26 protein-coding genes and 1 pseudogene are annotated in these 25,214 nt (G+C 65.5%); 19 read left to right on the top strand and 8 right to left on the bottom strand.

The genetic code is table 11. The features are described from left to right. Positions 1 to 77: pseudogene (locus WS89_RS33755) on the bottom strand (sel1 repeat family protein); the annotation flags it as partial. A 414-nt stretch (positions 78 to 491) separates the two neighbouring features. Between WS89_RS33755 and WS89_RS12255 the strand changes: the two are divergent. The 6 genes from WS89_RS12255 (at position 492) to WS89_RS12230 (ending at position 5,155) form a co-directional block, all read left to right on the top strand. Then, a complete protein-coding gene (locus WS89_RS12255; protein WP_059500092.1) occupies positions 492 to 1,094 on the top strand; it encodes a TetR/AcrR family transcriptional regulator in 603 nt (200 codons plus the stop codon). A 61-nt stretch (positions 1,095 to 1,155) separates the two neighbouring features. Next, positions 1,156 to 1,341 carry a hypothetical protein gene (locus WS89_RS34625; RefSeq protein WP_257128163.1) on the top strand — a complete coding sequence of 62 codons (186 nt, stop codon included), beginning with the start codon at positions 1,156 to 1,158 and terminating at the stop codon, positions 1,339 to 1,341. A 107-nt stretch (positions 1,342 to 1,448) separates the two neighbouring features. Next, on the top strand, positions 1,449 to 1,670 hold the full coding sequence (locus tag WS89_RS34620) for a hypothetical protein (RefSeq protein ID WP_257127210.1): 222 nt from the start codon (positions 1,449 to 1,451) through the stop codon (positions 1,668 to 1,670). An 84-nt stretch (positions 1,671 to 1,754) separates the two neighbouring features. Beyond that, positions 1,755 to 3,047, top strand: a complete 1,293-nt coding sequence (locus WS89_RS12245; protein ID WP_059791212.1) for an NRAMP family divalent metal transporter — start codon at positions 1,755 to 1,757, stop codon at positions 3,045 to 3,047. Positions 3,048 to 3,375: 328 nt separating this feature from the next. Next, positions 3,376 to 3,657 (top strand): hypothetical protein, encoded by a 282-nt coding sequence (locus WS89_RS12240; protein WP_059500094.1) that lies wholly within the window; start codon positions 3,376 to 3,378, stop codon positions 3,655 to 3,657. Between the two features lie 592 nt (positions 3,658 to 4,249). Further along, entirely contained in the window at positions 4,250 to 5,155 is a 906-nt protein-coding gene (locus tag WS89_RS12230) for a manganese catalase family protein (protein ID WP_059791209.1), read from the top strand. Between the two features lie 102 nt (positions 5,156 to 5,257). Here WS89_RS12230 and WS89_RS12225 read toward each other — a convergent pair whose 3' ends face one another. From WS89_RS12225 to WS89_RS12215, 3 genes are all read right to left on the bottom strand, one after another. Then, complete coding sequence (locus tag WS89_RS12225; RefSeq protein ID WP_059500097.1) at positions 5,258 to 5,554, bottom strand: hypothetical protein; 297 nt, start codon at positions 5,552 to 5,554, stop codon at positions 5,258 to 5,260. Positions 5,555 to 5,668: 114 nt separating this feature from the next. Next, on the bottom strand, positions 5,669 to 7,291 hold the full coding sequence (gene groL, locus WS89_RS12220; protein ID WP_059791208.1) for a chaperonin GroEL: 1,623 nt from the start codon (positions 7,289 to 7,291) through the stop codon (positions 5,669 to 5,671). 80 nt (positions 7,292 to 7,371) lie between these two features. Continuing rightward, entirely contained in the window at positions 7,372 to 7,689 is a 318-nt protein-coding gene (locus WS89_RS12215) for a co-chaperone GroES (RefSeq protein ID WP_006482399.1), read from the bottom strand. 296 nt (positions 7,690 to 7,985) lie between these two features. On the opposite strand from WS89_RS12215, the gene WS89_RS12210 reads away from it, so the two are divergent. From WS89_RS12210 to WS89_RS12200, 3 genes are all read left to right on the top strand, one after another. Next, positions 7,986 to 8,435, top strand: coding sequence for a hypothetical protein (locus tag WS89_RS12210; RefSeq protein ID WP_257128162.1), 450 nt, complete (start codon positions 7,986 to 7,988; stop codon positions 8,433 to 8,435). Further along, positions 8,429 to 8,707 (top strand): hypothetical protein, encoded by a 279-nt coding sequence (locus WS89_RS12205; protein WP_059791204.1) that lies wholly within the window; start codon positions 8,429 to 8,431, stop codon positions 8,705 to 8,707. Before WS89_RS12210 ends, WS89_RS12205 begins: the two co-directional genes overlap by 7 nt. A gap of 370 nt (positions 8,708 to 9,077) precedes the next feature. Continuing rightward, positions 9,078 to 10,283, top strand: coding sequence for an MFS transporter (locus WS89_RS12200; protein ID WP_059791201.1), 1,206 nt, complete (start codon positions 9,078 to 9,080; stop codon positions 10,281 to 10,283). A 38-nt stretch (positions 10,284 to 10,321) separates the two neighbouring features. Here the strand turns inward: WS89_RS12200 and WS89_RS12195 are convergent, their stop codons facing one another. Next, on the bottom strand, positions 10,322 to 11,215 hold the full coding sequence (locus tag WS89_RS12195) for a LysR substrate-binding domain-containing protein (RefSeq protein ID WP_059500101.1): 894 nt from the start codon (positions 11,213 to 11,215) through the stop codon (positions 10,322 to 10,324). Between the two features lie 95 nt (positions 11,216 to 11,310). Between WS89_RS12195 and WS89_RS12190 the strand changes: the two genes are divergently transcribed. The 6 genes from WS89_RS12190 (at position 11,311) to aepX (ending at position 18,173) form a co-directional block, all read left to right on the top strand. After that, entirely contained in the window at positions 11,311 to 12,507 is a 1,197-nt protein-coding gene (locus tag WS89_RS12190; RefSeq protein WP_059791199.1) for an MFS transporter, read from the top strand. 37 nt (positions 12,508 to 12,544) lie between these two features. Next, a complete protein-coding gene (locus WS89_RS12185) occupies positions 12,545 to 13,366 on the top strand; it encodes a hypothetical protein (protein ID WP_059791197.1) in 822 nt (273 codons plus the stop codon). 71 nt (positions 13,367 to 13,437) lie between these two features. Next, positions 13,438 to 14,724, top strand: a complete 1,287-nt coding sequence (locus WS89_RS12180) for a pyridoxal phosphate-dependent aminotransferase (RefSeq protein ID WP_257128160.1) — start codon at positions 13,438 to 13,440, stop codon at positions 14,722 to 14,724. A gap of 121 nt (positions 14,725 to 14,845) precedes the next feature. After that, entirely contained in the window at positions 14,846 to 15,676 is an 831-nt protein-coding gene (locus tag WS89_RS12175) for a hypothetical protein (RefSeq protein ID WP_059791196.1), read from the top strand. Positions 15,677 to 15,838: 162 nt separating this feature from the next. Continuing rightward, a complete protein-coding gene (gene fumC, locus WS89_RS12170; protein ID WP_059791194.1) occupies positions 15,839 to 17,224 on the top strand; it encodes a class II fumarate hydratase in 1,386 nt (461 codons plus the stop codon). A gap of 58 nt (positions 17,225 to 17,282) precedes the next feature. After that, entirely contained in the window at positions 17,283 to 18,173 is an 891-nt protein-coding gene (gene aepX / locus WS89_RS12165) for a phosphoenolpyruvate mutase (protein ID WP_059791214.1), read from the top strand. Positions 18,174 to 18,254: 81 nt separating this feature from the next. Here aepX and WS89_RS32280 read toward each other — a convergent pair whose 3' ends face one another. Further along, a complete protein-coding gene (locus tag WS89_RS32280; RefSeq protein WP_082741854.1) occupies positions 18,255 to 18,485 on the bottom strand; it encodes an IS1096 element passenger TnpR family protein in 231 nt (76 codons plus the stop codon). 365 nt (positions 18,486 to 18,850) lie between these two features. Between WS89_RS32280 and msrB the strand changes: the two genes are divergently transcribed. The 4 genes from msrB to WS89_RS12145 all read left to right on the top strand — a co-directional run bounded on the left by msrB (position 18,851) and on the right by WS89_RS12145 (position 23,458). Continuing rightward, positions 18,851 to 19,381 (top strand): peptide-methionine (R)-S-oxide reductase MsrB, encoded by a 531-nt coding sequence (gene msrB / locus WS89_RS12160; protein WP_059791192.1) that lies wholly within the window; start codon positions 18,851 to 18,853, stop codon positions 19,379 to 19,381. Between the two features lie 35 nt (positions 19,382 to 19,416). Beyond that, complete coding sequence (locus tag WS89_RS12155) at positions 19,417 to 21,276, top strand: cytochrome c biogenesis protein DipZ (RefSeq protein WP_059791189.1); 1,860 nt, start codon at positions 19,417 to 19,419, stop codon at positions 21,274 to 21,276. A 72-nt stretch (positions 21,277 to 21,348) separates the two neighbouring features. Continuing rightward, entirely contained in the window at positions 21,349 to 22,092 is a 744-nt protein-coding gene (gene msrA, locus WS89_RS12150; RefSeq protein ID WP_059791187.1) for a peptide-methionine (S)-S-oxide reductase MsrA, read from the top strand. Positions 22,093 to 22,342: 250 nt separating this feature from the next. Further along, the gene (locus WS89_RS12145; RefSeq protein WP_059791185.1) at positions 22,343 to 23,458 is read left to right on the top strand and encodes an aromatic ring-hydroxylating oxygenase subunit alpha; all 1,116 of its coding nucleotides are present in this window, start codon (positions 22,343 to 22,345) and stop codon (positions 23,456 to 23,458) included. 21 nt (positions 23,459 to 23,479) lie between these two features. Here WS89_RS12145 and WS89_RS12140 read toward each other — a convergent pair whose 3' ends face one another. Together WS89_RS12140 and deoA are read right to left on the bottom strand one after the other, a co-directional pair. Next, the gene (locus WS89_RS12140; RefSeq protein ID WP_059791183.1) at positions 23,480 to 23,869 is read right to left on the bottom strand and encodes a cytidine deaminase; all 390 of its coding nucleotides are present in this window, start codon (positions 23,867 to 23,869) and stop codon (positions 23,480 to 23,482) included. 19 nt (positions 23,870 to 23,888) lie between these two features. After that, complete coding sequence (gene deoA / locus WS89_RS12135) at positions 23,889 to 25,205, bottom strand: thymidine phosphorylase (RefSeq protein ID WP_059500107.1); 1,317 nt, start codon at positions 25,203 to 25,205, stop codon at positions 23,889 to 23,891. Positions 25,206 to 25,214: the final 9 nt, after the last annotated feature.

The raw sequence follows: 25,214 nt of genomic DNA, 5'->3' as shown, positions 1-25,214 counted from the left end.
CCGGCGGTAACCGACGGATCCTGCGCGCACGCGGCCAACAGCAACAGCAGCCCCGGTGCGAGTAAACGGCGATACATGGGTATTTTCCTCACGTTTCATTGGCGCCGTATTACTTCGCGCGCTCGCCCGCGAGCATGCCCCGGCCGGTGCGGGGTGCGGCGAACATCGTCCGCGGGCCGCGTACCAAGGTTCTCTCAGGTTCTCTTTTCGTCTTGAAACATCGTTGCAGCGGCTGATACGGCGGAAAACGGCACGCAGGAACCTGCCCCGTTCTGTCTCTTTAATCCACGCAATATCGATCGCTGCTTACTGGCTTCAAATGATACATATCGGTCTATCCAATAGTCAAGACGACTCGATAACCGGCTCGACAAGCGAAGACTGGCGGGGCCGAACTGCCGTCAAACAGAGCCGGGAGGCCGATTTCATGCACCGGCATGATGCTAGAATAATCGGTCTACGCCGTTGAAATATCGAGGAGGAAGCCGTTCGTGCGAGCCAACAAACGCCAGCTGGTGGTAGACAAAGCGACCGAACTGTTCTCCAGGCACGGATTCCACCCGGTGGGCGTCGACTGGATCATCGACGATTCCGGTGTCGCCCGAATGACGCTGTACCGGCATTTCGCGAGCAAGGACGAGCTGATCCGCGAAGTGCTGGTCCAGCGCTATGACCTGATCGTCGGCAGCATCGACGCTCAGTTGCAGCACGTCGTCGATCCGGTCGAGCGCGTCAAGACCATCTTCGACTGGTACGCAGCATGGTTCAGGACACCTGAATTTGCCGGCTGCCTGTTCGAGCGTGCGCTGGCCGAATTCGGCACCGCTTATGCACCGATCTCGGATGTCGCGATCCGCTATCGTCGCAAAATGGTCGAATGGATCGCCGAACTGATCGAAGCGCTCGTGCCGGCCGAAACCGCAAACCGGCTGGCGACCGTCTTCATGATGCTGCTGGACGGCGCCACGGTCGAAGCGCGGGCGTTCAACGACTCCGCGGCGGCCGCGCGCGCGTGGCAAGCCGCGCATGCCCTTCTTGACCAGGCGATGCACGCAACGGGCTCGGCCGCCGACGGTGCGGGTAGCCGGACGTAACGCCACGTCGCGCACCGTCGTATTGCAGGCGAACCGAAACCGCGAGGCGCGGGAAGACGACATGCATGACCGGATGCGTTTGATCTGTTTCGCGCCGCCTGCGGCAATCGCGTGTGCCGGCTGCAAGTCGATAGATGTCAGCCGATACGAAATCCAGCACCGGGACCGGAACGGCCTCACGATCGTTGCGTACACCCCCGAAGATCCGGCGTCGCTCGACAACACGCTGTGGGCCGATCACGTCTAACTCCGCTACGCCGTCACGCCGCTCTCCATCCAAAAGCGATTCGATGCGGGTGCAATCGATATCGACGACTATCCGTTCTCTGCCCGGCGGCTCGACATCCGCACCCAGTGCCCGGTCCCCACGTCGGAGTTCTGCTCTTCCTGTTCATCCCGTTCCATGATCGCGCCGGACTGCACGGTCTGGATTATCTGTCGGGACTCGATGCAAACGAACCGGCGCTCCTGAAGTTGCGCCTCGGCGGCGGAAGCATGGCCGGCGGCCGACTGGTGTCGAAGGGACAGGCAATCAAGGTCGACGCGGGCAACACGGCGACGCTGAACGGACCGTGATGCCCGCCTGCGCTGCCGGCGCGAGATACCCATCGAGCGGGCACGGCGATTGCGCCTGCTGCACTCCTCGGGAGGCGCGCCATCATGAACGACAACGATTTGCTTCAGCCCGAGCCGACGGAACCGGACCCGAACGCCGTCACGTGGGTCCGCCGCCTAGGCCCCGGTCTGGTCACCGGCGCCGCTGACGACGATCCTTCCGGCATTGGCACGTACTCGCAAGCGGGCGCGCAATTCGGCTTCGAACTGCTGTGGGCACTGCTGTTGACGTACCCGCTGATGACGGCCATCCAGCTGGTCAGCGCGCGCATCGGCCGCGTGACGGGCAAGGGGCTCGCGTCCAACATGCGCACGCACTATCCGCGATGGCTGCTGTACGCGACGGTCGTGCTGCTGATCGCGGCCAACGTGATCAACATCGCGGCCGACTTGTCGGCCATGGGCGCGGCAGTCAATTTGTTGCTGCCCGGCCCGCAACAGCTCTACATCGTGTGCCTCGGCGGCATGTCGGTCGTGCTGCAGGTGTTCGTCCCGTACGACCGCTACGCGCGATTGCTCAAATGGACGGCGCTGACGCTGCTGGCCTATGTCGCGGTCGCCCTCATCGTGCCAGTCGACTGGGCGGAGGTTGCTCGCGCGATCGCGATGCCGCACGCGCAACTGACCGCCGCCTATCTGACCACGGTCGTCGCCGTGCTCGGCACGACCATCAGCCCGTACCTGTTTTTCTGGCAGGCGTCCCAGGAAGTCGAGGAATTGCACGCCGTGCCGAACCAGCGGCCGCTGCGGCGCATGCCGGGCCAGGCGCCCGCGCAGTTGCGCCGGATCAGCTTCGACACGTGGTTCGGCATGGGCGTATCGAACGTGATTGCATTCTTCATCGTGCTGACGGCAGCAGCCACGCTCAACGCGCATCGCATCGACGTCAAAACGTCGGCGGACGCCGCGCGGGCGCTCGAGCCGCTTGCCGGTCACTTCGCGTACGTGCTGTTCGCGCTCGGCATCGTCGGCACCGGCCTGCTGGCGCTGCCGGTGCTTGCGGGATCGGCCGCCTATGCGGCCGCCGGCACGTTTCGCTGGCGCAACAGTCTCGCACTGCAGTTGGGCGTCGCGCCCGAATTCTATGCGGTGATCGCATTGGCGATCGTCGGTGGAATCGCGTTCACGTTCATGCATTTCGACCCGATCCGCGCGCTTTACTGGAGCGCCGTCATCAATGGGGTGAGCGCCGTTCCGATCATGGTCGTGATGATGCTGATGGCGGGAAGCAAACGGGTCATGGGCAAGTTTGCCGTCAGAGGCCCGCTTGCGTGGGGAGGATGGACCGCGACGCTCGCGATGGCGATCGCGGCGATGGGCGTGTTCGTGCCGGGATAAATCGCACCATATCGACCGCCGTCGACGTGAAAAAGTCAGGATCAACGAGGTCTCGCGGCGCGTCACCGGAACGTCATCCATGCCGACATACCATCGACTCCGGTTCGCAAAAAACGCCGCTTCGTCCCTGCGCCTAGCGGGAACGAATCCTGCTCCTCCGACACACCAGGTGGAGCCAATTTATTTTCTTTGACGGATTCCGTATTACCGGCGAATATTCGCGTCGATCAATCATTAGTACCGCTCAAAAAAAACGACACGATGCTCGCTCATTCAATCGGGGATATTTCACTACTTCACCAACTGATACCTGATCGAAGGGGAAGACATGACACCGTTGTCCCAGAATGTGAGCATCAAGCAGACAGCCGCTCTATCGAAAGCGTCGCCGCTGTCGCCCGTTTTCTGGAAGCCGGATCCGCTCGTCGAGCCCGTTCCACCCGAGCCGAAAGCCGCCACCCCGGATCTTCGCGATTTCTTCGCCGCCGCCGCGCTGCAGGGTTTATTGTCGCGTGACGCCGGTCGCAACGTGTCCACGATCGCCGACTACGAATCGAAGCGTGCGGTCAGCGCGTATCGGCTCGCCGACGAAATGCTGAAAGCGCGATGACGCGGCATGTCCGCTAGCGCCGCTCGGCCCGCGCGCCTGTCGTCGTCAGGCTCACCGACAATGCGGCGCCACGTCGCTCCCGTCGAGCGTCGCCTTCTGTACTCCCGTGCGAAACCGGCATCGCGCATCGGCGACGCGGCCGGTCCCGCGCATCGTCGGCATGCCGCATCGCGCCGCATTCATGCCGGCGTGACACGGCCTATGCAGCCGAAATGACAACCGCTTGAAAATCCGGCGCCGCCGACCGCGGGTCACGCGACGCGCGCTCGGTCGCCGCCGTCTCTGCCGTATTCGCATGCGGCGCCTTGCATCGACGGCGGGCAGCGTCGCCCGCCAGACGCTGCCCGTCGCGAGCCGATCGCACGATCGCTGCTTCGTCGCCCGGCGCCGGTTCATGTCTGCGCCGACTCGCGCCCGTTGGCACGATGCACGCGTGCCGCACGACGAACCGCACCAGCGCCCACGAGAAGCCGCCCCTGTCGCGGCCCGCATCGGCCGCCATCGCACATGCCCGGAATCGTCGGCCGCCCACGGGATCGATTCGTGCTGATTCGGCCAGGCGAATGTCGCGCAACCTTTCAATGGAGATGCCATGTTCATCCACAACACACGGCTTCAGTACACGGTGCGCGTGGGCGCGCCGAATCCGGGACTCGCCAACCTGCTGCTCGAGCAGTTCGGCGGCCCGCAGGGCGAGCTTGCCGCCGCGATGCGCTATTTCACGCAGGCGATCACCGAAGAAGATCCCGGCCGCAAGGACATGCTGCTCGACATCGCCACCGAGGAGTTGAGCCACCTCGAAGTAATAGGCTCGATGGCCGCGATGCTGAATCGCGGCGCCAAGGGCGAGCTGGCCGAAGCGGTCGACGAACAGGCCGAGCTGTACCGCAAGCTGCACGGCGCGGGCAACGACAGCCACGTGACGCAGGTGCTGTACGGCGCTGGCGCGCCGTTGACCAATTCGGGCGGCGTGCCGTGGTCGGCCGCGTACATCGACACGATCGGCGAACCGACGGCGGACCTGCGCTCGAACATCGCGGCCGAAGCACGCGCGAAGATCATCTACGAGCGGCTCATCAACGTGACCGACGATCCGGATATCCGCGACGCGCTCGGCTTCCTGATGACGCGCGAGGTGTCGCACCAGATGTCGTTCGAGAAAGCGCTGTATGCGATCACCGCGAACTTCCCGCCGGGCAAGCTGCCGCCGAAGGCGCCGTACGATCACGTGTATTTCCGGATGCAGCCGGACGCGGCACCGCTGGTCGGGCCATGGAACCACGGGGGCGAACTCGAAATCCGCCCCGCCGAACCTGCGGTCGACGGCGGCAGCGGTATTGCGGAAGGCATGCTCGACGCGCAGCAAGCGGACGCCATCGAGGCGATGGCGCAGCGACTCGCCTCCGATCCGAACAGCGACCCGGTGACGGGTGCCGAGCTGGGCGCGGGTCCGCCGGCTCCCCAGGGCCGCAAGCCGGGCAAGCCGGACGGCGCCTGAGTCGCGGTTCCCCGCGCGCGACGGCGATTCCGACGCGCCGGCGCAGCGACAGGAGGCACGCCGAATACGTCGCCGGACGGGCGGACGCGCGTTCGGCGCGCGTCACTCGCCTGCTTCGCCGGGCCCGCTCTGGTCGGTCTGGTCGGTCTGGTCGGCCATCAGGTACTGGATGACCAGCGTCGGATCGGCGATGTCGAGAATCAGGCGGCGCATCACGCGCTTGCGCATATGGTCGTCATCCAGCGTCCACGGCCCCGCCGCATCGCCGAGGTAACGGCCGATCGCGCCGCGATGATCGCCCTCCGGCGGCAGGCCGAGCCGCGCAGCGAGCAGGCCGGCGATGACGTCGTCGAGTTCGACGTGCAGCGGCCTGGAATCGATCGAAAGTTCGAGCTTCATGGTCGGTCTCGCAAGCATGAAAAGGCGGCGGCGCGCCCCCGCTGTCGCGCGCGCCGGGAAAAGCCGCTCCGGCCAGCGGCTGTTCGACGATCGCAGGCGAGCCTGCGATGCAGGTCAGTAGCCGAGTTCGGGCGCGGGAGCCGGCTCGGCGCCGTCCTCTTTCGGCGCTTGCGCGACGGTCGCATCGGTCGTCAGCACGAGGCTCGCGATCGACGCGGCGTTCTGCAGCGCGGTACGCGTGACCTTGGTCGGGTCGACCACGCCCGCGTCCACCAAATCGCCGTACTCGCCGGTCGCCGCGTTGTAGCCGAAGTTCCCGGTGCCTTCGAGCACCTTCGAAACCACGACCGACGGCTCGTCGCCCGCATTGGCCGCGATGATGCGCAGCGGCGCCTCCAGCGCGCGCAGCACGATCCGGATGCCGGCGTCCTGGTCCGCATTCGCGCCCCGGATGTCCGACAGCGCCGCGCGCGCACGCAGCAGCGCGACGCCGCCGCCCGGCACGATGCCCTCCTCGACCGCGGCGCGCGTCGCATGCAGCGCATCGTCGACGCGATCCTTCTTCTCCTTCATTTCGACCTCGGTGACCGCGCCGACCTTGATCACCGCCACGCCGCCCGCGAGCTTCGCGACACGCTCCTGCAGCTTCTCGCGATCGTAGTCGCTCGTCGCTTCGTCGATCTGCACGCGAATCGACTTCACGCGCGCATCGATGCGCGCCGCATCGCCCGCGCCGTCGATGATAATCGTGTCGTCCTTGCGCACCTCGACACGCTTCGCGCTGCCAAGATCCTCGAGCGTGGCCTTGTCGAGCTGCTTGCCGGTTTCCTCCGAGATGACCGTCGCGCCGGTCAGGATCGCGAGATCCTCCAGCATCGCCTTGCGCCGGTCGCCGAAACCCGGCGCCTTGACGGCGGCGACCTTCAGGATGCCGCGCATCGAATTCACGACGAGTGTCGCGAGCGCTTCGGCCTCGACATCCTCGGCGACGATCAGCAGCGGCTTGCCGGTCTTGGACACCGCTTCGAGGATCGGCAGCAGGTCGCGGATACTGGAAATCTTCTTGTCGTGCAGCAGAATCAGCGCATCGTCGAGATAGGCCGCCTGCTTCGCGGGATCGTTGATGAAATACGGGCTCACGTAACCGCGATCGAACTGCATGCCTTCGACCACGTCGAGTTCGTTCTCCAGCGACTTGCCGTCCTCGACGGTGATCACGCCGTCCTTGCCCACTTTCTCCATCGCATCGGCGATGATCTTGCCGATCGCATCGTCCGAGTTCGCGGAAATCGCGCCGACCTGAGCGATTTCCTTGTGGGTCGAAATCGGTCGGGACAGCTTGCGCAGCTCATCGAGCACCGCGCCGACGGCCTTGTCGATGCCGCGCTTCAGATCCATCGGGTTCATGCCGGCCGCGACGTGCTTCATGCCTTCCTGCACGATCGCCTGCGCGAGCACGGTGGCGGTGGTCGTCCCGTCGCCGGCCACGTCTGCCGTCTTGGACGCGACCTGCTTGACGATCTGCGCGCCCATGTTCTCGAAGCGGTCCTTCAGCTCGATTTCCTTCGCGACCGACACGCCGTCCTTCGTGATCACCGGCGCGCCGAAGCCACGCTCGATCACGACGTTGCGGCCCTTCGGGCCGAGCGTCACCTTCACCGCGTCGGCCAGCACGTTCACGCCCTTGACGATCTGCTGGCGGGCGCCATCGCGGAATTTCACGTCTTTTACGGTCATTTTCTTGCTCCGGATACAGTCGTTGAACGAGATGCCGCGCGCATCGGGCTCCTACCCGTGCGACGCGGTCGAATCGGTATTCAGGCCGCTTTCCTGGCAGCCGGCGATTCGGGTTCGAGTACGCCCATGACGTCCTCTTCGCGCATCACGAGCAGTTCCTCGCCGTTCACCTTCACGGTCTGGCCTGCATATTTGCCGAAGAGAACCTGGTCGCCGACCTGGAGCTGCAGCGGGCGCTGCGAGCCGTCCTGGAGCAGCCGGCCGCTGCCGACTGCAATCACTTCACCCTGCTCGGGCCGTTCTGCGGCCGAATCGGGAATCACGATGCCGGAGGCCGTCGTCCGTTGCTGTTCGATTCGCTTGACGATAACCCGGTCGTAGAGGGGACGAATCTGCATTTTCATCTCCTGAGCGATGAGATCACCTGGAAAAGGGAATCCGCCAGCGCCTGCACGCGCAAAGGCCGCGATGCGCCGGCGTGCCGTCGATTGGCGAAAAGCGAAATAGTGGCGCGTGAAGCGCGCTTCAAGAGGGGGAAGAAAGCGCATGTGTAACAAAATGTTTCAGACCAGAACCACGTTCGTCCGACCGTCGCGCGTCTCGCGATGCCGCGCGACGCGCGCCGGTGCGGCCTCGACGGGCCGCGCGAATCATCGCAAAAACGGCGCTTGAAATCCGCGCTTGCCGTCCTATTTTGGTATCGCTCAAGCAGCCGCGGCTTACGCGCTGCGTGTTTCGATTTGTTTGTCAGCGAGGCCTCTCGCGGATCGACGAACTGGAGCGCGTGGTCCGGTTCGTCCTCCGTGCGAGGTCCAACCGGGAGCGAATCATGAACGATCCTTTCCTTACCTCCGATCGGCTGACGGAAGTCGGCCGCCGGCCACGACGCGTCGTCGCGGGTCTGTCGGCCGGCCTGCGAGTCGCGCGCAACGGCAACGGTCGCTTCGCGCCGATCGGTGCTCGAGTACGCGCCGCGCGCAAGCCGTTCGCGTTGCGTCGCATCGACCCACCCGCCGTGATCGGCCGACCGAAGCTGCCGCGCCGTCGCGTCGCCACCCGCGGACGCGCGCTGCACCATATTTCATTTTTCTTCGCCACGCCTGCCGGCGGCGGCTCCGTGCGCGACGGGAGGCGGCCATGCTGAGCCCGCACGAATTCGCGACGCTGATGCTGGTGTGCGAGGCGCCGGATCAGCTCGACATGAATCGCGCCGAACTCGATGCGTTGCTCGAACGACAACTCGTCATGCTCGAACATGGCGCCCCCGGCCGTCGGCGCGCATATCTGACGAAGAAAGGCCGATCGATCCTTCATGCGCTCGGGGCCGATACCGGTTTCCGCCGGAGCCAGGAGGCGACGGCAGAGCGCGACGGTCAGCATGCTGCGCCCGTGTCGCTCTCGGACGAGGCCGGATGACGCGAGGGTCGGGGCAGCGGCGCGGTGCCGACGCGAACGGCATGGGGTGTCGTCGCCAGGCCTGTCGTGGGCCATTCCCTCCGCTTCGTGGAAGCGGATCGACGGCTCGGCCTCGCCGGTCAATCACACGAGGCCGACCGAGGAACGTTCTGGTTTATCATCGACGCGTCCTACGCGTAGCCCGGCACTGCCCGCAATCGGCGAGCACATCGATATCGTCGATAGCCGGAAGCACGGATCGGCGTATCTGAATTGCCGATCGCCTGCGGCAAATTCGCGATACTTCCACCCCAACGAGCTCGCTACTCCGCCGCTTGGTCTCCAGGAATGATGGCGAACCGCGACCAACATCCGGCACATAATCAACAAAATGAGCGATTTGAAAAGCGCAGTCTCTCGTGAGGCACTGCATGTCCCCGATCCGTCCCGTCGTCGCTCGCTGATCGCCGCCTGCGGCGCGCACGCCGTCCACGACGGGCTGACCGACGTCATTTACGTGCTGCTTCCGATCTGGCAGGCCCAGTTCGCACTCAATTACGCTCAGATCGGCTTGTTACGCGGGCTCTATTCCGGCGTGATGGCGAGTTTTCAGTTGCTTGCGAGCCAGGCAGCGCGGCGATGTGGGCGCGAGCGCATGCTGGTGGCCGGGACCGCCCTCGCGGGCGTTGCCTATCTCATCGCCGGTCAGGCCGGTGGGCTGACGGTACTGCTGATCGCGCTGGCGCTGGGCGGCTTGGGCGCCAGCACGCAGCATCCTCTGGCATCGTCGATGGTCACCGATTCCTACGAGGCAGGCGGCGGCGTGAAGGAGGCGCTGGCCCAATACAACTTCTCCGGAGACATCGGCAAGACGCTGATACCAGGCCTGATCGGCCTTCTGTTGACGGCCGTGACGTGGCGCACCGGCGCCACGCTGATCGGCCTGCTGGGCGTGGTTTCGGCGGGCCTGCTGTGGTGGCTGATTCCGTCGCGCGACTCGTCGCGCACGGCACGCGACAAGACGCCGAAAGCGGCCTCCGGCAGCGGTTCGTCTGGCGGCTTGCATGCGCTGCTCGCGACCGGCACCCTCGACAGTGCCGTACGGATGGGCTTTCTGACGTTTCTGCCGTTCCTGCTCAAAAGCAAGGGAGCTGGCACTGCCGGTATCGGTCTTGCGCTCACGTTGCTGTTCGTGGGCGGTGCGTTCGGCAAGCTGTTCTGCGGCTATCTGGGGGCGCGCATCGGGATGATGAAGACGGTGTGGCTCACGGAGTCGGCCACGTCGCTGCTGATCGCGCTCGCTGTGTTCTCGCCGCTCTTCGCCATGATGGCGATGCTGCCGCTGCTTGGACTGGCGCTGAACGGAACATCGTCCGTGCTCTACGGTGTCGTGCCGGAACTGGCCGGTGTCGGCAAGCGCGAGCAGGCGTTCGCGTTGTTCTATACGGGCACGATCGGCGGCGGCGCGCTGTCGCCGGTGCTTTTCGGCCGTCTCGGCGACATCGCGGGCGTCCCGATCGCGCTGCTCGCGCTGGCCTCGGTCCTGCTGTTGACACTGCCGTTGTCGTGGTACGTGCAGAAGGGCGTGGAAGCCTAGCCGGCCGCGCCTAGCCGGCCGCGCCTAGCCAGCCGCGCCTAGCCAGCCGCGGCCGACCTCGCGAACTCGATGAACTGCCCGACGCAGGTCGACGAAAACGGTTCGGACCATGTGACGACCAACTCGAGAACATGCGGCGTCGCCAGCGGCACGTAGGCGACGCCCGAGCGTTGTAGCGTCGACGTGAAGCCGGGCACGATGGCGACGCCGCGCTCCGCTGCCACCAGCGACACCAGCGTCGTCATCTGCGATGCGGTAGGCCCTATCTGCGGCGCAACGCCCTCCTGGGCGCACAGATCCTCGAGCGCCGCATTCAGCGCGGAACCGTAACCCGCCGGGAACGTGACGAAATTCTCCTTGACGAGTTCACGGAACGCGATCGTCGCCTTACCCGCGTATCGACTCTGCGCGGGGACCGCGGCGACGAGCGGCTCCCGCGATAGGACGAGGGACCGGATACGCTCCCCGGACGTCTTTGCCGCCGACCAGCCGAATCCGACGTCCATCGTGCCGACGGCGATCTGCTGGCGTTGACTCGCGGTCGATACTTCCCGAAACGCCAACTCGACTTCCGGCATGCTTCGGCTCACCTTGCGGATGATGTCCGAAAACGCGTCGGACATCGGAATGGAACTCGCATAACCGATCACGACGCGACCGACCATCCCTTGCGCCATCTTGCGCGCCGTTGCCTCCGCCTCGTCGACTGCATGAATGACGCTCCTTGCGTGTTCGAGAAACAGCGCGCCTGCCGGCGTGAGCTGGACCGCGCGTGTCGATCGTTCGAACAGCCGGATACCCAGATCAGTTTCAAGCGCGGCGATATGGCGCGTCAAAGGCGGCTGGGCGACACGCAAACGCAACGCCGCGCGTCCGAAGTGCAATTCGTCGGCGACGGTCACGAAATAGCGGAGGCGGCGTAGGTCGAGCATTCTTGTCTTTTCGGTATCAATGGCCACGAAAACAGTATTGGCGCGCGTGTCGCCCACTCGTCAGACTGTCACACAAACCAGATAGGGCGTCACCAGTGGGCAACAGAACCATTCGATTCGCATTTTTCCTGTGCGGATTTGCGGCTTTTCTCAATCTTTATTCGACCCAGGGCATCCTGCACGAACTCGCTGCGGCATTCCACGTGAGCGCCGAACAGGCGGGTCAGGGCATCAGCGCCACCACCTTGGCGGTTGCCATTATCGCTCCGTTCGTCGGTGCTCTGGCCGCCCGCTTCGATCGCCGAACGGTCATTTCGTGCGCCGCCGTGGCATGTGCGCTCCCCGTTCTCTGGTCCGCGCACGCGACGAGCTTTTCATCGTTCCTCGCTGCCCGCTTTGCCGCGGGCATGCTGATGCCGTTCATCTTCGCGATCTCGATCGCCTGCATCGGCGAGATCTTCAGTCACGACGCGGCGACGGAAGTCAGTGCGCTCTTCGTCGCCGGCACGACGCTCGGCGGATTCGCCGGACGCTTCGTGACCAATACCCTGACGTCCGCGTTCGGCTGGCGTCACGCGCTCGATTTCGTCGCGTTCCTGTGTCTCGCAACGGGCCTCGCGATCCACGCGTGCCTGCCGGCATCCGGCGCCGCGCGTCCGGACGACGAAGGTGCGTCGACGTCTCGCTGGACGCTCTTGACGCGTGGCCCGCTGCTCGCGTCGTTTCTGGTCGGAGCATGCGTGCTCGCATCGCAGGTCGCGACGTTCACCTTCGTCGGACTGCGACTGGCCAGCGCGCCATTTGGCTTCAATACGGTCGAGATCGGCGCGATCTATGCGGTATTTCTCGTCGCGGTCGTCGTCACGCCGCTCGCGGGCCGCGTCGCGGCTCAACGCGGCCCGCGCGATCTCGCCCTCGCGGCGACCGGGCTCGCGATCGTCGGTGCACTGCTGACGCTGTCGAGCAGTGTCAGCGCGATCCTGACCGGTCTCGCGCTCAGTTCCACCGCGGTGTTCGTCGAGCAGGCGTCGGCCAATGCGTTCATCTCGCGAGCGGCACGGAGTGCACGATCGACGGCGATCGGCATTTACCTGTCCTTCTACTACTTTGGCGGAAGCCTCGGCTCGGTCCTGCCCGTTCCCGCATGGAATCGCTGGGGCTGGGTGGGCTGCGTCGCATTCGTCGTCGGTGCACAGGCGCTCGCAGGCGCACTCGTGTTTTTCTTCTGGCGCGGGATGCCTCCCGCCAGCGCAAGCAGACCGCGCTCATCTGAAGTGCGGCTGACTCGGTAGTTCGCTTCAAATCACATCTAGAACCGGAGAGAAAAGGATGGAAACGTTTCAGTCGCAAGCGGGGTTGCTCGATATCGTCGCGCCGGTGCTTCACGAGATGAAAGGCGGAGTCCTGAAGGATGCGCTCGTTGCGGCCTTCTCGGCCGAAGAGGACTCGCTTCGGGACATCGAAGATGCATTCCGCCGGTTGACGGAGCGCGGCTATGCGGCGCCGGCGCTTCGCACCTTTTTCGCCAGTTGGTCGAAGACCAACAATTCCGCGGCGAGCGTATCCGGCCTTGCAAACCGGATCACGCTACTCGCGCGCTCCGAAGCCGGTTCGGCGGCGTCGAACCAGCTTCACGACGTATGCGCCAGCCTGCAACGCATCACCGACGAGGATCTCGGTGCGCTGGGCGGCGTGCTCCATGCCGATCTCTTCTATACGATGGCGACGGCTGCGTGCGGTGACGACACATGGCTGCTGAAGTCCGCTTGCCTGCCGTCTGCGCAGGCATTCAAGGACTGGACGGATCGCCAGCGGCTGAAGGAACGGGATCTCCTCCTCGGGCTGCTCACCACACTGATTCACGAGGTCTACACGCACGGCGAAGTCGAATTCATCCACGACCTCTACAAATCCTGGTTCCAAACGCACGTCGGCATTCCCGCCGATCGCGTGCGCCACGTCGTCGCGTGGGTCACCGTCCATACCGGCGGGACCGAGAGCAACCACTTCGGGCACGCCGTACAGGCGGTCAGCGCGTTCGCCGACGCAATGCAGGTAACGATCGACGAATCGGCCGCGACGATGCTGTTCCAGACCTACCTGCGTCGCAAGGCGGCCGTCATGCGCGAGTGCGCGCAAGCGCTCGTCTGACGCAGTGAAAGGCCGGGCGGGATACCGAACCCGCCGGCTTCCGTTCGCATAACTGATCACAAGGCGCGGCGATGGCCGGCTGCGCCTTGCCGTGGCTCGTGATTTCATTGGTTTTCGCATACAACGACATGAATACACGCGACATCCCGAAAATCGAGTTGCCGTTGTCGGACCGTGCGCGAAGCATTACCGCGCCGGGAACGTCAAGCATGCGCAGCAAAGCAAACGCATTGAAGGACCGTGGCATCAAGGTGATCAATTTCGCCGCCGGAGAACTTTCTTTCGATGCATGCCCGCCAATGAAGGCGGGTGCGATCGATGCCGTGCAAAGCCGGCGCAATCGCTATACGCCCCCGATCGGATTGCCCCAGCTCCGTGAAAAGCTGGCGGAAAGCGTGGGCCGGCGATGCGGGATCCCGTTCACCGCAGACGAGATCGCCGTCACGGCTGGGGCGAAGCAGGCGCTCTTCAATGCATCGATGGTTTTGCTGAACCCCGGTGACGAAGTGATCGTTCCGACACCCTATTGGGAGACCTTTCCGACCCAGATCCGGCTCGCCGGTGCGACGGCCGTCTGCGTCGACACGCAGGCCGATCAGTACCGACTGGCCCGGCGTGCGGTCGAAAGCGCGCTGACGGACAGAACCCGAATGATCGTGATCAACACGCCCAACAACCCGACGGGAACCGTCTATCAACGCGAGCAGTTGCTTGAAATAGCGCAGCTCGCGTTCGACCGTCAAATCTGGGTGGTGTTCGACGAGTGCTACCGGCATCTCGTCAGGCCTCCCCATGAGCATCACAACATTCTGTCGCTTTTCGAGCCGCTCAGGCGACAGACGATCCTCGTCGACTCGTTTTCGAAAAGCCAGGCCGTGACTGGCTGGCGCGTCGGCTATGCGTGTGCGCCGGCGCACGTGATATCCGCCATGCACAACCTGCAGGGGCATACGACGTCGAACCCGAGCAGCCTGTCGCAGTACGCGGCGCTCAGCACGATCACGTCGGGTTCCGACGCATTCGTTGCGGAAATCAACCGATTCCTCGAACGGCAACTGACCACGGCACGCACGTTTCTGGACCGAATCGCGGGAATCACCTATGCCCCGCCCGAAGGCGCGTTCTATCTGTTCGTCGATGTTTCGGAAAAGCTGGGCCGCCATTACCGCGGGCAGCGGATCCGCGATGTCGACCATCTCGCCGAGTTGCTGCTGACGGAAGCGCACGTGGCGGTCGTTCCGGGCGCTGGCTGTGGCGATCCCAACTGCATCCGGATCTCTTATGCAATCGAGCACGAGGAACTGGTCGAAGGCCTGATGCGCGTCGGCCGGTTCGTTGCGGAGCTCGACGTTGACTGAACCCGACGGTCGACGCCTGCACACGGCGCGACTGGTTTTCCGAGTAGCGCTGGCATGGGGGCGCCGCGCCGCCGGGCAAGTCTCGTCACGATCGACACGCTCATCCATCGAGGAGGAAGACATGGAACATTCGACGCCCGCATTCATCGACTACGTCAACGATGCACTGATCGATGTGGAGGACAGGCAACTCGTTGACGCGCTGCTGACCGGCTTTCAAAACAATAGCGACAGGTTGCGAGAATACCGAAAAACCTATGAAGGAATCACGTCGGGAAAATGGTCCGCCGACTCGCTCTGTACCTTCTTTTGCGGATGGCGCAACCCCGACGGCGCAGCCCATGCCGTATCGAGCATCATCGTGCGACTCCTGCAGGAATCCGAATCGCTCGAGGCCGAGCGGAACAAAGTGAAGATGCTGACAGCCGCGCGACACTGTGGCGAGATCATCGTCGAGGATATCGGCCTGGGTGAACTGCATGGACATCCCCATCACTCGAAGCTGTATCACCGGATGGCAACCGCCATTTGCGGCTCCGACAACTGGCGTCTGCAGGACCGGTTTCTCGATCCCGTCACGAAGGAATTCTCCGCATGGGTCGGACAGAAGCGTCCGCTCGCTCCGGACCTGATCGAGGCGATCGAGATGATGGCGATGACCGAGCTGTTCAATACGGGCGAATACAACCTGATGACACCGATGTGGAAGAAGTGGATCCGCGAGTCCCTCTCGATCACGGCGACCGAGGTCAACCGCATCGCGTCGTTTCTGAGCGTGCATTGCGGAAGCGTCGAAGCGCGACATTTCAGGCACGCGGCCGACGCGCTGACGCTCTATGCGGAAGCATCGAACCAGAAGATCAACTATCGGCGCATCGGCATGCTGTCCGACGAGTATGTGATCCGGGCCTGCGAGCACCTTGGAAAAATGGCATCGGTACTCCGTGCGTAACGGCCCTTGGAAGCGAGTCGAGCGGGTCGCACGCTGCCGCGATCCACGAGGCCGACGCTGAAAACCGACAGCGCCGGCCGGCGAATGCATTCGAATTCCGCTTCGCCAAATGAATGAGTCCAACTCTCGCCACGGCGAGCTACTGAATCGAGGTTAACGAGCATGCGTATCGAATCGGATTCGATGGGTCCCATCCAGGTCCCGTCGGACAAATACTGGGGTGCACAAACCGAGCGTTCCATCATCAACTTCCCGATCGGCCAATCACGCTTCAAGTGGGGGCGGTCGATCATCCGCGCAATGGGCATCCTGAAGAAGGCTGCGGCGGTGGCGAACCTCAAGCTCGGCGAGTTGCCGGAGGCGATCGCCACCCCGATCTCGGAGGCGGCGGATGAAGTGATCTCGGGGGCGCTCGACGAACATTTTCCGCTCGTGGTATTTCAAACGGGCTCCGGAACGCAGTCGAACATGAACGTCAACGAGGTCATCTCCAACCGCGCAATCGAGATGAAAGGTGGGGTGCTCGGCAGCAAGACACCGATTCATCCGAACGATCACGTCAATCGCGGCCAGTCGTCGAACGACACGTTTCCGACTGCGATGTATATCGCGGTCGTCACGGAACTGTTCGACACGCTGTTTCCGAGCGTAATGGCGCTGCGCGATACGTTGCTGGAGAAATCCGAACGGTTTTTCGACGTCGTGAAGGTGGGTCGCACCCACTTGCAGGACGCTACGCCGATCACGCTCGGGCAGGAGATCGGCGGCTGGGTGAAGCAGATCGACTATTCGCTCGCCTCGATCCGAACCAACCTGACCGGCTTGTACGATCTCGCGATCGGCGGTACGGCCGTGGGCACGGGGCTGAACGCGCATCCGCAGTTCGGTGACACGTGCGCGGCCATCATTGGGGAACTCACGGGACATCCGTTCCGGTCGTCGGCCAACAAGTTCTTTGCGCTGTCCGCGCACGACGCGCTCGTCAGCACGTCCGCGGCGATCCGGACGCTCGCGATGGCGCTGCTGAAGATCGCCAACGACGTTCGCTGGCTGGCAAGCGGACCGCGCTGCGGGATCGGCGAGATCCACATTCCCGAGAATGAGCCCGGCTCGTCGATCATGCCCGGGAAAGTCAATCCGACGCAATGCGAAGCGCTCACGATGGTGTGCACGCAGGTATTCGGCAACGACGCGACTGTCGCATTCGCCGGGAGTCAGGGGAATTTTCAGCTCAACGTGTACAAGCCGGTGATGGTCCACAACGTACTGGAAAGCATCACGCTGCTCGCCGACGCGTGTCGCGCGTTCAACGTGCATTGCGCGGTCGGCATCGAACCGAATCTGCAGCAAATCGACGAGAACCTCGAAAAGAACCTGATGCTGGTCACCGCGCTCAATCGTCACATCGGCTACGACAATGCAGCGATCGTTGCGAAGACGGCCCACCGCGAAGGGAAATCGCTGCGTGAGGTCGCGAATGCGCTGGGGTTCGTTGCGCCGGCGGATTTCGACCGATATGTCGTGCCGCTCGACATGACGCGATCCTGACAAGCCGCGCCGGTTTCTTTCCATCGTGATGTCGCTGATCGAGAACAAAGGGGAGCACATGTCTGATACCGACGTTCGCAGGACGACGCTGAGGGAGTTGCTCGCGATCAAGCGATGCGTTCGCGTCCTCGAAGCCCATAGTCCGATCTCCGCGTTGCTGGCAGAGCGCGCCCGGCTCGAACTGGCTTCGGGCCAGTGTGTCGGTTATGACGCGATCTGGTCGAGTTCGCTGACCGATTCGACGCATAAAGGCTTGCCGGACATCGAGATCCTGTCGCCTAGCAATCGCCTTCAAGGTATTCGGGAGATATTCGACGTGTGCGCGCTGCCGATGATTTTCGACGGCGACACCGGCGGGAAACCGGAACATTTCGCAATTCACGTGAAAATGCTCGAACGCGCCGGCATATCGGCCGTCGTCATCGAGGACAAGTGCGGACTCAAGAAGAACTCGTTGTTCGGCAACGCGGTGCCCCAGACTCAGGACGACGTCGAGGACTTCTCCGAGAAGATTCGCGTCGGCTGCGCGAGCCGGATTGGCCGCGACCTGATGATCATCGCTCGCTGCGAAAGCCTGATCCTGGACAAGGGCATCGACGAGGCGATCGGCCGCTGCTTCGCCTATGTCGAGGCGGGTGCGGACGGGATCATGATTCACAGCCGCAAGAAGGACGGCCAGGAGGTGCTCGACTTCGCGCGGCAGTTCCGTCGGCGCCATGCGGACGTGCCTTTGATCTGCGTGCCGACGAGTTATGCCCATCTCCGATTCGAGGAGCTTCAGGAGGCCGGGTTCAACGTAGTGATCTACGCGAACCACATGCTTCGGAGCGCATACATGGCGATGCGGGCTGTCGCCATCGACATCCTGGCGCATGGCAGGACGCTGGAGGTCGAGGACCGATGCCTCGGCATCGATGAAATCCTCGATCTTGTACCGGGCACGCGATGAATACGACGGGTATCGTTCTTCCAACGTACGTTTCGGAGTATCTCGCCGGCTGAAGGTCTCGGGTTGGACGACGTTTTCTTGTCAAATCACCGCGGGCCGCACATTCACCTCGCTCAGCCGAAACGCGTCCGAGTCGAATGGTTCGCCGAGCCAGTCAAGCAGGTCGCGCTTTTCGTCGGTCATCCGGCCGGCCAGCGTGCGTCCCAACTCCGCGTAACCGGCGGGACCACCGCAGTCCTCGGGCGGACAGGCCCCGGCACCGGCCACGCAACGCGGCGTGCGTGCCGTCTCGGCCGCCGGCCCACCGCCCATCCGACAGGAAATACCGCTTTCCGGTCGCCTTCGCGGCTTCGATTTGCCGAACCGTCAATGCATCCATGATCGTTCTCCATCGATATCGTGCCCGATCGGCCCGCGTATCCTGAGCAGGGCTTACCCACACCGCGAACATTAAAAAGACACTAAAAAGTTGCGGTTCGTGCAGGATTTTCGAGGAAGTCGCCGGGCCATCAATTTCCCGCAAACCCTTTCCGGACATGGCTCGAGAAGATTTCAGCTGCCCTGACCGAAACGCCGGGTAAATCATCACGATTCATTTAACTTTCCGTGAGGACTTCGACACCGGCCGCCGCCTACGATGGGCGCATGTTTTCAGGACCTGCTTCCAGGAGCCCATCATGCCCACCCGCAGACACCTGCTGTTCGCCGGCGCCACCGGCCTCGCCGCGCTCGCGGCGCTGTCGTCCGCCGGCCGCCGCGCGCTGGTCGGCCGCGCGTTCGCCGCGCCGCCGGCCGGCTCGCCCAAAGCCGCTCCTTTCGAGATCGCGCACAGCGACGCCGAATGGCATCGCCGGCTCACGCCCGCCCAATACACGGTCCTGCGCGAAGCCGGCACCGAACGGCCGTTCAGCAGCCCGCTGAACGACGAGCACCGGCACGGCACGTTCGCGTGCGCCGGCTGCGACCTCGCGCTGTTCTCGTCGGCCACCAAGTTCGACAGTCATACGGGCTGGCCGAGCTTCTGGAAACCGCTCGACCACGCGGTCGGCACCGACACCGACGCGTCGTTCGGGATGGTCCGCACCGAAGTGCACTGCCGCCGCTGCGGCGGCCATCTCGGCCACGTGTTCGACGACGGCCCGGCGCCGACCGGCCTGCGCTACTGCATGAACGGCGTCGCGCTCGCCTTCCACCCGGCCGCCGCCTGACCCGGCCCCACTCCCGTCCGACCGGAGAACGCACCATGCTGCTCATCGTCCTTGCCTATCTCGGCGGTGTGCTCACGATCCTGAGCCCGTGCATCCTGCCCGTGCTGCCGTTCGTGTTCGCGCGCGCCGACCAGCCGTTCGTGCGCACCGGCCTGCCGCTGCTCGCCGGCATGGCGCTCACGTTCGCCGTCGTCGCGACGCTCGCCGCCGTAGGCGGCGGCTGGGTCGCGCAGGCCAACCAGGCCGGCCGCTGGATCGCGATCGTGCTGCTCGCGGTGTTCGGCCTGACGCTGCTGATGCCGCGCTTCGCGGAACACCTGACGCGCCCGCTCGTCGCCGCCGGCAACCGGCTCACCGGGTTCGCGCAACGCGACGGCCGCCCGGCCGGCCCGGCGTCATCGCTGCTGCTCGGCGTCGCGACGGGCCTGCTGTGGGCGCCGTGCGCGGGCCCGATCCTCGGCCTCGTGCTGACCGGCGCCGCGCTGCGCGGCGCAAGCGTCGGCACGACGCTGCTGCTCGTCGCGTATGCGGCCGGCGCGGCGACGTCGCTCGGCGTCGCACTCGTGATCGGCGGCAAGGTGTTCGCCGCGATGAAGCGCTCGCTCGGCGCCGGCGAATGGATCCGGCGCGGGATCGGCGTGGCGCTCCTGGCCGGTGTCGGCGCGATCGCGCTCGGCCTCGACACGGGCGCCCTCGCGCAACTGTCGACCGTCACCACGGGCGGGCTCGAAACGAAGCTCGTCGACCGCCTCGGCGGACGCTCGAACGGTGTACCGGCAACAACGGCCGCGACCGGCACCGCCGATGGCACAACGAGCGGCGCGATGATGGCCGCCGCGACTGACGGCGCGCAGGCAGGCGGCAGTGCGATGACCGACGGTGCGATGATGCGTGCGGCCGGCGCCCCCGCAGCCGCGCTGCCGGTCGAAGGCACGCTGCCGTCGCTCGACGGCGCGGTGCAGTGGCTGAACTCGCCGCCGCTGACGGCGGCCGGGCTGCGCGGCAAGGTCGTGCTGGTCGACTTCTGGACGTATTCGTGCATCAACTGCCTGCGCACGCTGCCGTACACGACCGCGTGGGCGCGCAAGTACGCGCCGTACGGGCTCGTCGTGATCGGCGTGCACGCGCCGGAGTTCGCGTTCGAACGCGACATCGGCAACGTGAAGAAGGCGGTGCACGACCTCGGCATCGACTACCCGGTCGCGATCGACAACGGCTATTCGATCTGGCGCGCGTTCAACAACGAATACTGGCCCGCGCACTACTTCATCGACGCGCAAGGGCGGATCCGTCATCACCACTTCGGCGAAGGCGAATACGCGCAATCGGAACGCGCGATCCAGTCGCTGCTCGCCGAAGCCGGCCATCCGGACGCGCTGAACGTGCCGCTCGGGCTCGCCGGCGCGCCCGCGAAGGGTGCGCTCGCGGCCGCCGACAGCGCGGACGTCCGTTCGCCCGAAACCTACGTCGGCTATGCGCGCGCGGAAAGCTTCGCGTCGCCGGGCGGCGTCGTACGCGACGCGGCGCACCGCTACGACGTGCCGGCCCGGCCGGATCTCAACGGCTGGGGCCTCGCGGGCACGTGGAACGTCGGCGCCGAACGCGCGTCGCTCGCCGCGCCGGATGGCAGGATCGTCTACCGCTTCCATGCACGCGATCTGCATCTCGTGCTCGGCCCCGGCACGACCGGCCGGCCCGTGCGCTTTCGCGTGACGCTCGACGGCGCGGCGCCCGGCGCCGCGCATGGCGCCGACGTCGACGCGCAGGGCTACGGCACCGTCACCGGTCAGCGCCTGTACCAGCTCGTCCGGCAGCCCGGCGCGATCGCCGATCGCACGTTCTCGATCGAGTTCCTCGATCCGGGTGTCGATGCCTATGCATTCACTTTCGGTTGATCGCGGGTGCCGCCGCCATCCGGGCGCCGCTTTTCTCGACACATTTCCCGACGCATTTCGAAGGAGCAAAGGATGAACCCGATCCCTATCCGCGATGCCGCCGCACAGCGGCGCGCGGCCATGCTGCGCCGCATCGGCGCCATCGCCGTCGCGGCGGCCGCCGTGTTCGGCTACCAGCGCATCGTCAATTCCGCCGAGCCGATGCGCACCGTGCCTGCGCCGACGCTCGACGAAACGCCCGGCGCGTCGCACGACGAGACGGCCGTGCTCGCCGGCGGCTGCTTCTGGGGTGTTCAGGGCGTGTTCGAGCACGTGAAGGGCGTGAAGCAGGTCACCGCAGGTTACGCGGGCGGCGCGTCCGAAACCGCGCACTACGCGCTGGTCGGCTCGGGGCTGACGGGGCACGCGGAATCGGTGCGCATCGTCTACGACCCGACCCAGATCACGTACGGCCGGCTGCTGCAGGTGTTTTTCTCCGTCGCGCACGATCCGACCGAACTGAACCGGCAAGGCCCCGACGAAGGCTCGCAGTACCGGTCCGCGATCTTCCCGACCACCGCGCAGCAACGCGCGGTCGCGACCGCGTACATCGCGCAGCTCGGCGCCGCGCACGTGTTTCCGGCGCCCGTGGTCACGCGCATCGAGGCCTACAAGGGGTTCTATCCGGCCGAGGCCTATCATCAGAACTACCTCGAACTGCATCCGGATGCGCCGTATATCGCGTTCAACGACCTGCCGAAGGTCGCCGGGCTGAAGCAGCGCTTCCCGGCGCTATACCGTGCCGACGCGGTGCTGTGGCGCGAAGCGCGCTTGTGAGCCGCTTGTGAGCCGCTCGCGCCCCCCGCCCGGCTGCGTGACGGGATGCCGCCCGCCGCACCGCCGCGGCGGGCCGCCACGCCACGCACCGGCGGCGGCCTCTTTGCGCCGCATCAACGAATCGGCGGACGCGATGCCGGGGCAAACCCGCATCGCGTCCGCCGCGGCCGGCAACTTCGCGTAGACTTCTCCTGATCCTCGCCGCATGATGCGGCGTCCGGACTACCCGCCAAGCCAGGAGGCGTCACGCATGCGCGCAGTGCCTTTGCCTGACAGCAATACCCTCGAAGAACCGTCCACCGGCGCGGTCGTGCGCGACCTGCGCCGCGTGCCCATTCATCCGGATCACTGGTATCCGCTCGCGTGGTCGCGCGAGCTCAAGCGCGGCAAGACGCTCGGCGTGCGCTTCGCCGGCGACCCGATCGTGCTCGTGCGCACCGAATCGGGCGCCGTGTATGCGCTCGAAGATCGTTGCGCGCACCGCCAGGTGCCGCTGCATGCGGGCGTGGTGAGCGGCGAGACGCTGCGCTGCTGCTATCACGGCTGGACCTACGCGTGCGACAGCGGCCGCTGCGTCGACGTACCCTACCTCGGCCGCGAGCGCTTGCCCAACGGCGTGCGCGCGTATCCGTGCCGCGAAGCGCACGGGCTGATCTTCGTGTTCCCGGGCGACGCCACGCTCGCCGAAGCACGACCGTTCCCCGCGCTCGAATCCGCGGACAACCGCGCGTACAAGACGCGCCGCTTCGGCCGCGAGGTCAAGTGCCACTACTCGTTCATGCACGAGAACCTGATGGACATGAACCATCAGTTCCTGCATCGCAAGCAGATGGGGCAGATGCGCGCGCGCTCGGTGGGCCGCCGCCGCGGCGACGACTGGATCGAGGTCGACTACACGTTCGCACGGATGGAAGGCAAGCAGCCGGTCGGCGAGGCGCTCGTGTTCGGTTCGAGCAAGAAGCCAGGCGACCAGGCCAACAAGAGCGTGATGACGGTGCGCACCGGCTATCCGTACCAGACGCTGCAGATTCGCTCGAGCGAAGGCACGCTCGTGATGGATCTGTGGATCGTCTACGTGCCGCTCGACGCCGAGCAGCGCACCAACCGCACGTTCGGGCTGCTGTCGATCCACAAGCCCGGCATCCCGTTCGCACTCGATCTCGCATGGCCGCTGCTCGTGTGGTTCACCGAGCGCATCTTCCGCGAGGATCGCTGGATCGTCGAACGCGAACAGGAAGCGCACGATCGCCAGGGCGCCGACTGGAACCACGAGGTGTTTCCGGTCATCAACGAGCTGCGCGACCTGCTGCGCCAGTGCGGCGCACGCACCGTGATCCCGATCCGCGACGCGCGCGACGGCGCGTGAGGCGACGCATGCGGCGCGCCGTTACAGCGTGAACGCGCCCGGCAGCAACGCGCGGGCCGTCGTGATCTCGACGGCCCCTTTCAGGTTGGCGAGAATCACTTCGATATCGGGCTTGCCGATCTCGATGATCACCTGACGACATGCGCCGCACGGCGCGATCGGTCCGTCCGTGTCGCCGACGACCGCGAGCCGCGCGAAATCGCCCGGCCGATAACCGGCGGCAATCGCCGCGAACAGCGCCGTGCGTTCCGCGCAATTGCACAGTCCGTACGACGCGTTCTCGACGTTGCAGCCGTGGAAAACCGTCCCGTCGCGCGCCTGCAGCGCCGCGCCGACCTGGAAGCGCGAATACGGCGCATACGCGCGCTCGCGCGCCGCCTTCGCCTGTTCGATCAGTTCGTCTCGTTCCATCGAGGTCTCCGAGGCAGGGTCAGCCGATCTGCCGGTAAAGGGTCGGCGGCGCTTCGCCGGTCTCGCCGAGCACGTAGCTGCGGCGAATCGCATCCGCCGCGTGGGCCGCGGCTGCTTCGTCGCGGGCATGCACGAAGCCGAGCGGCTCGCCGGCCCCGATACGCTGCCCGATCTCCGCGAGCGCCGACAGGCCGACGCTGACGTCGATCGCGTCCTCCGCACGCGTGCGGCCGCCGCCGAGCGCGACCACCGCGAGCCCGAGCGCGCGGCAATCGACGCGCTGCACCACGCCGCCCGCGGGCGCCGGAACCGGCACGATCACCGCGGCCCGCGCCAGATGCCGTGCCGGCGCGTCGATCAGGTCGGCGGGGCCGCCGAGCGCGACGACCATGCGCGCGAAACGCTCGGCCGCCGCGCCCGAATCGAGCGCGTGCTGGAGCTGCTCGCGCGCGTGAGCGGCATCGCGCGCCAGCCCGCCGGTGACGAGCAGTTCGGCCGACAGCGCCATCGTCACGTCGTGCAAGCGCGCGGGGCGCGACTTGCCCGTCAGGTAGTCGATCGCGCACGCCACCTCGAGCGCGTTGCCTGCGCACGGCGCGAGCGACTGGTTCATGTCGGTGAGAATCGCGGTCGTCTTCATGCCGGCGCCGTTGCCGACGTCGACGATGCTGCGCGCCAGTTCCGCCGATTTCTCCGCGGTCGGCATGAACGCGCCGGAGCCGACCTTGACGTCCATCACGAGCCCGTCGAGCCCTGCCGCGAGTTTCTTCGACAGGATCGACGCGGTGATCATCGCGACCGATTCGACGGTCGCCGTCACGTCGCGGATCGCATAGATGCGCTTGTCGGCCGGCGCGAGCCGCGCGGTCTGCCCGATGATCGCGACGCCGACCTCGCGCACCGTGCGGCGAAACGCGTCCGTATCGGGCATCACGTCGTAACCGGGAATCGCGCTGAGCTTGTCGAGCGTACCGCCGGTATGGCCGAGCCCGCGCCCGGAGATCATCGGCACGTAGCCGCCGCACGCGGCCACCATCGGCCCGAGCATCAGCGACACGACGTCGCCGACGCCACCCGTCGAATGCTTGTCGATCACCGGCCCGCCGAGATCGAGCGCACGCCAGTCGAGCACGTCGCCCGAATCGCGCTGCGCGAGCGTCAGCGCGACGCGTTCGTCCGTGCTCAGGTCGTTGAAATACACGGCCATCGCGAACGCGGCCACCTGGCCTTCGGTCACGCTGCCGTCGGTCACGCCGCGCACGAACGCGGCCATGCCGTCGCGATCGAGCGGCTGCCCGTCGCGCTTCCTGCGAATGAATTCCTGCGGTAGAAACATCGTTGCCTC

This window comes from Burkholderia sp. MSMB1072 (assembly GCF_001524725.1).
Classification (GTDB): Bacteria; Pseudomonadota; Gammaproteobacteria; order Burkholderiales; family Burkholderiaceae; genus Burkholderia.
Note: the sequence above shows the minus strand (reverse complement) of the source record. Positions and strands in the feature narration are given on the sequence as shown.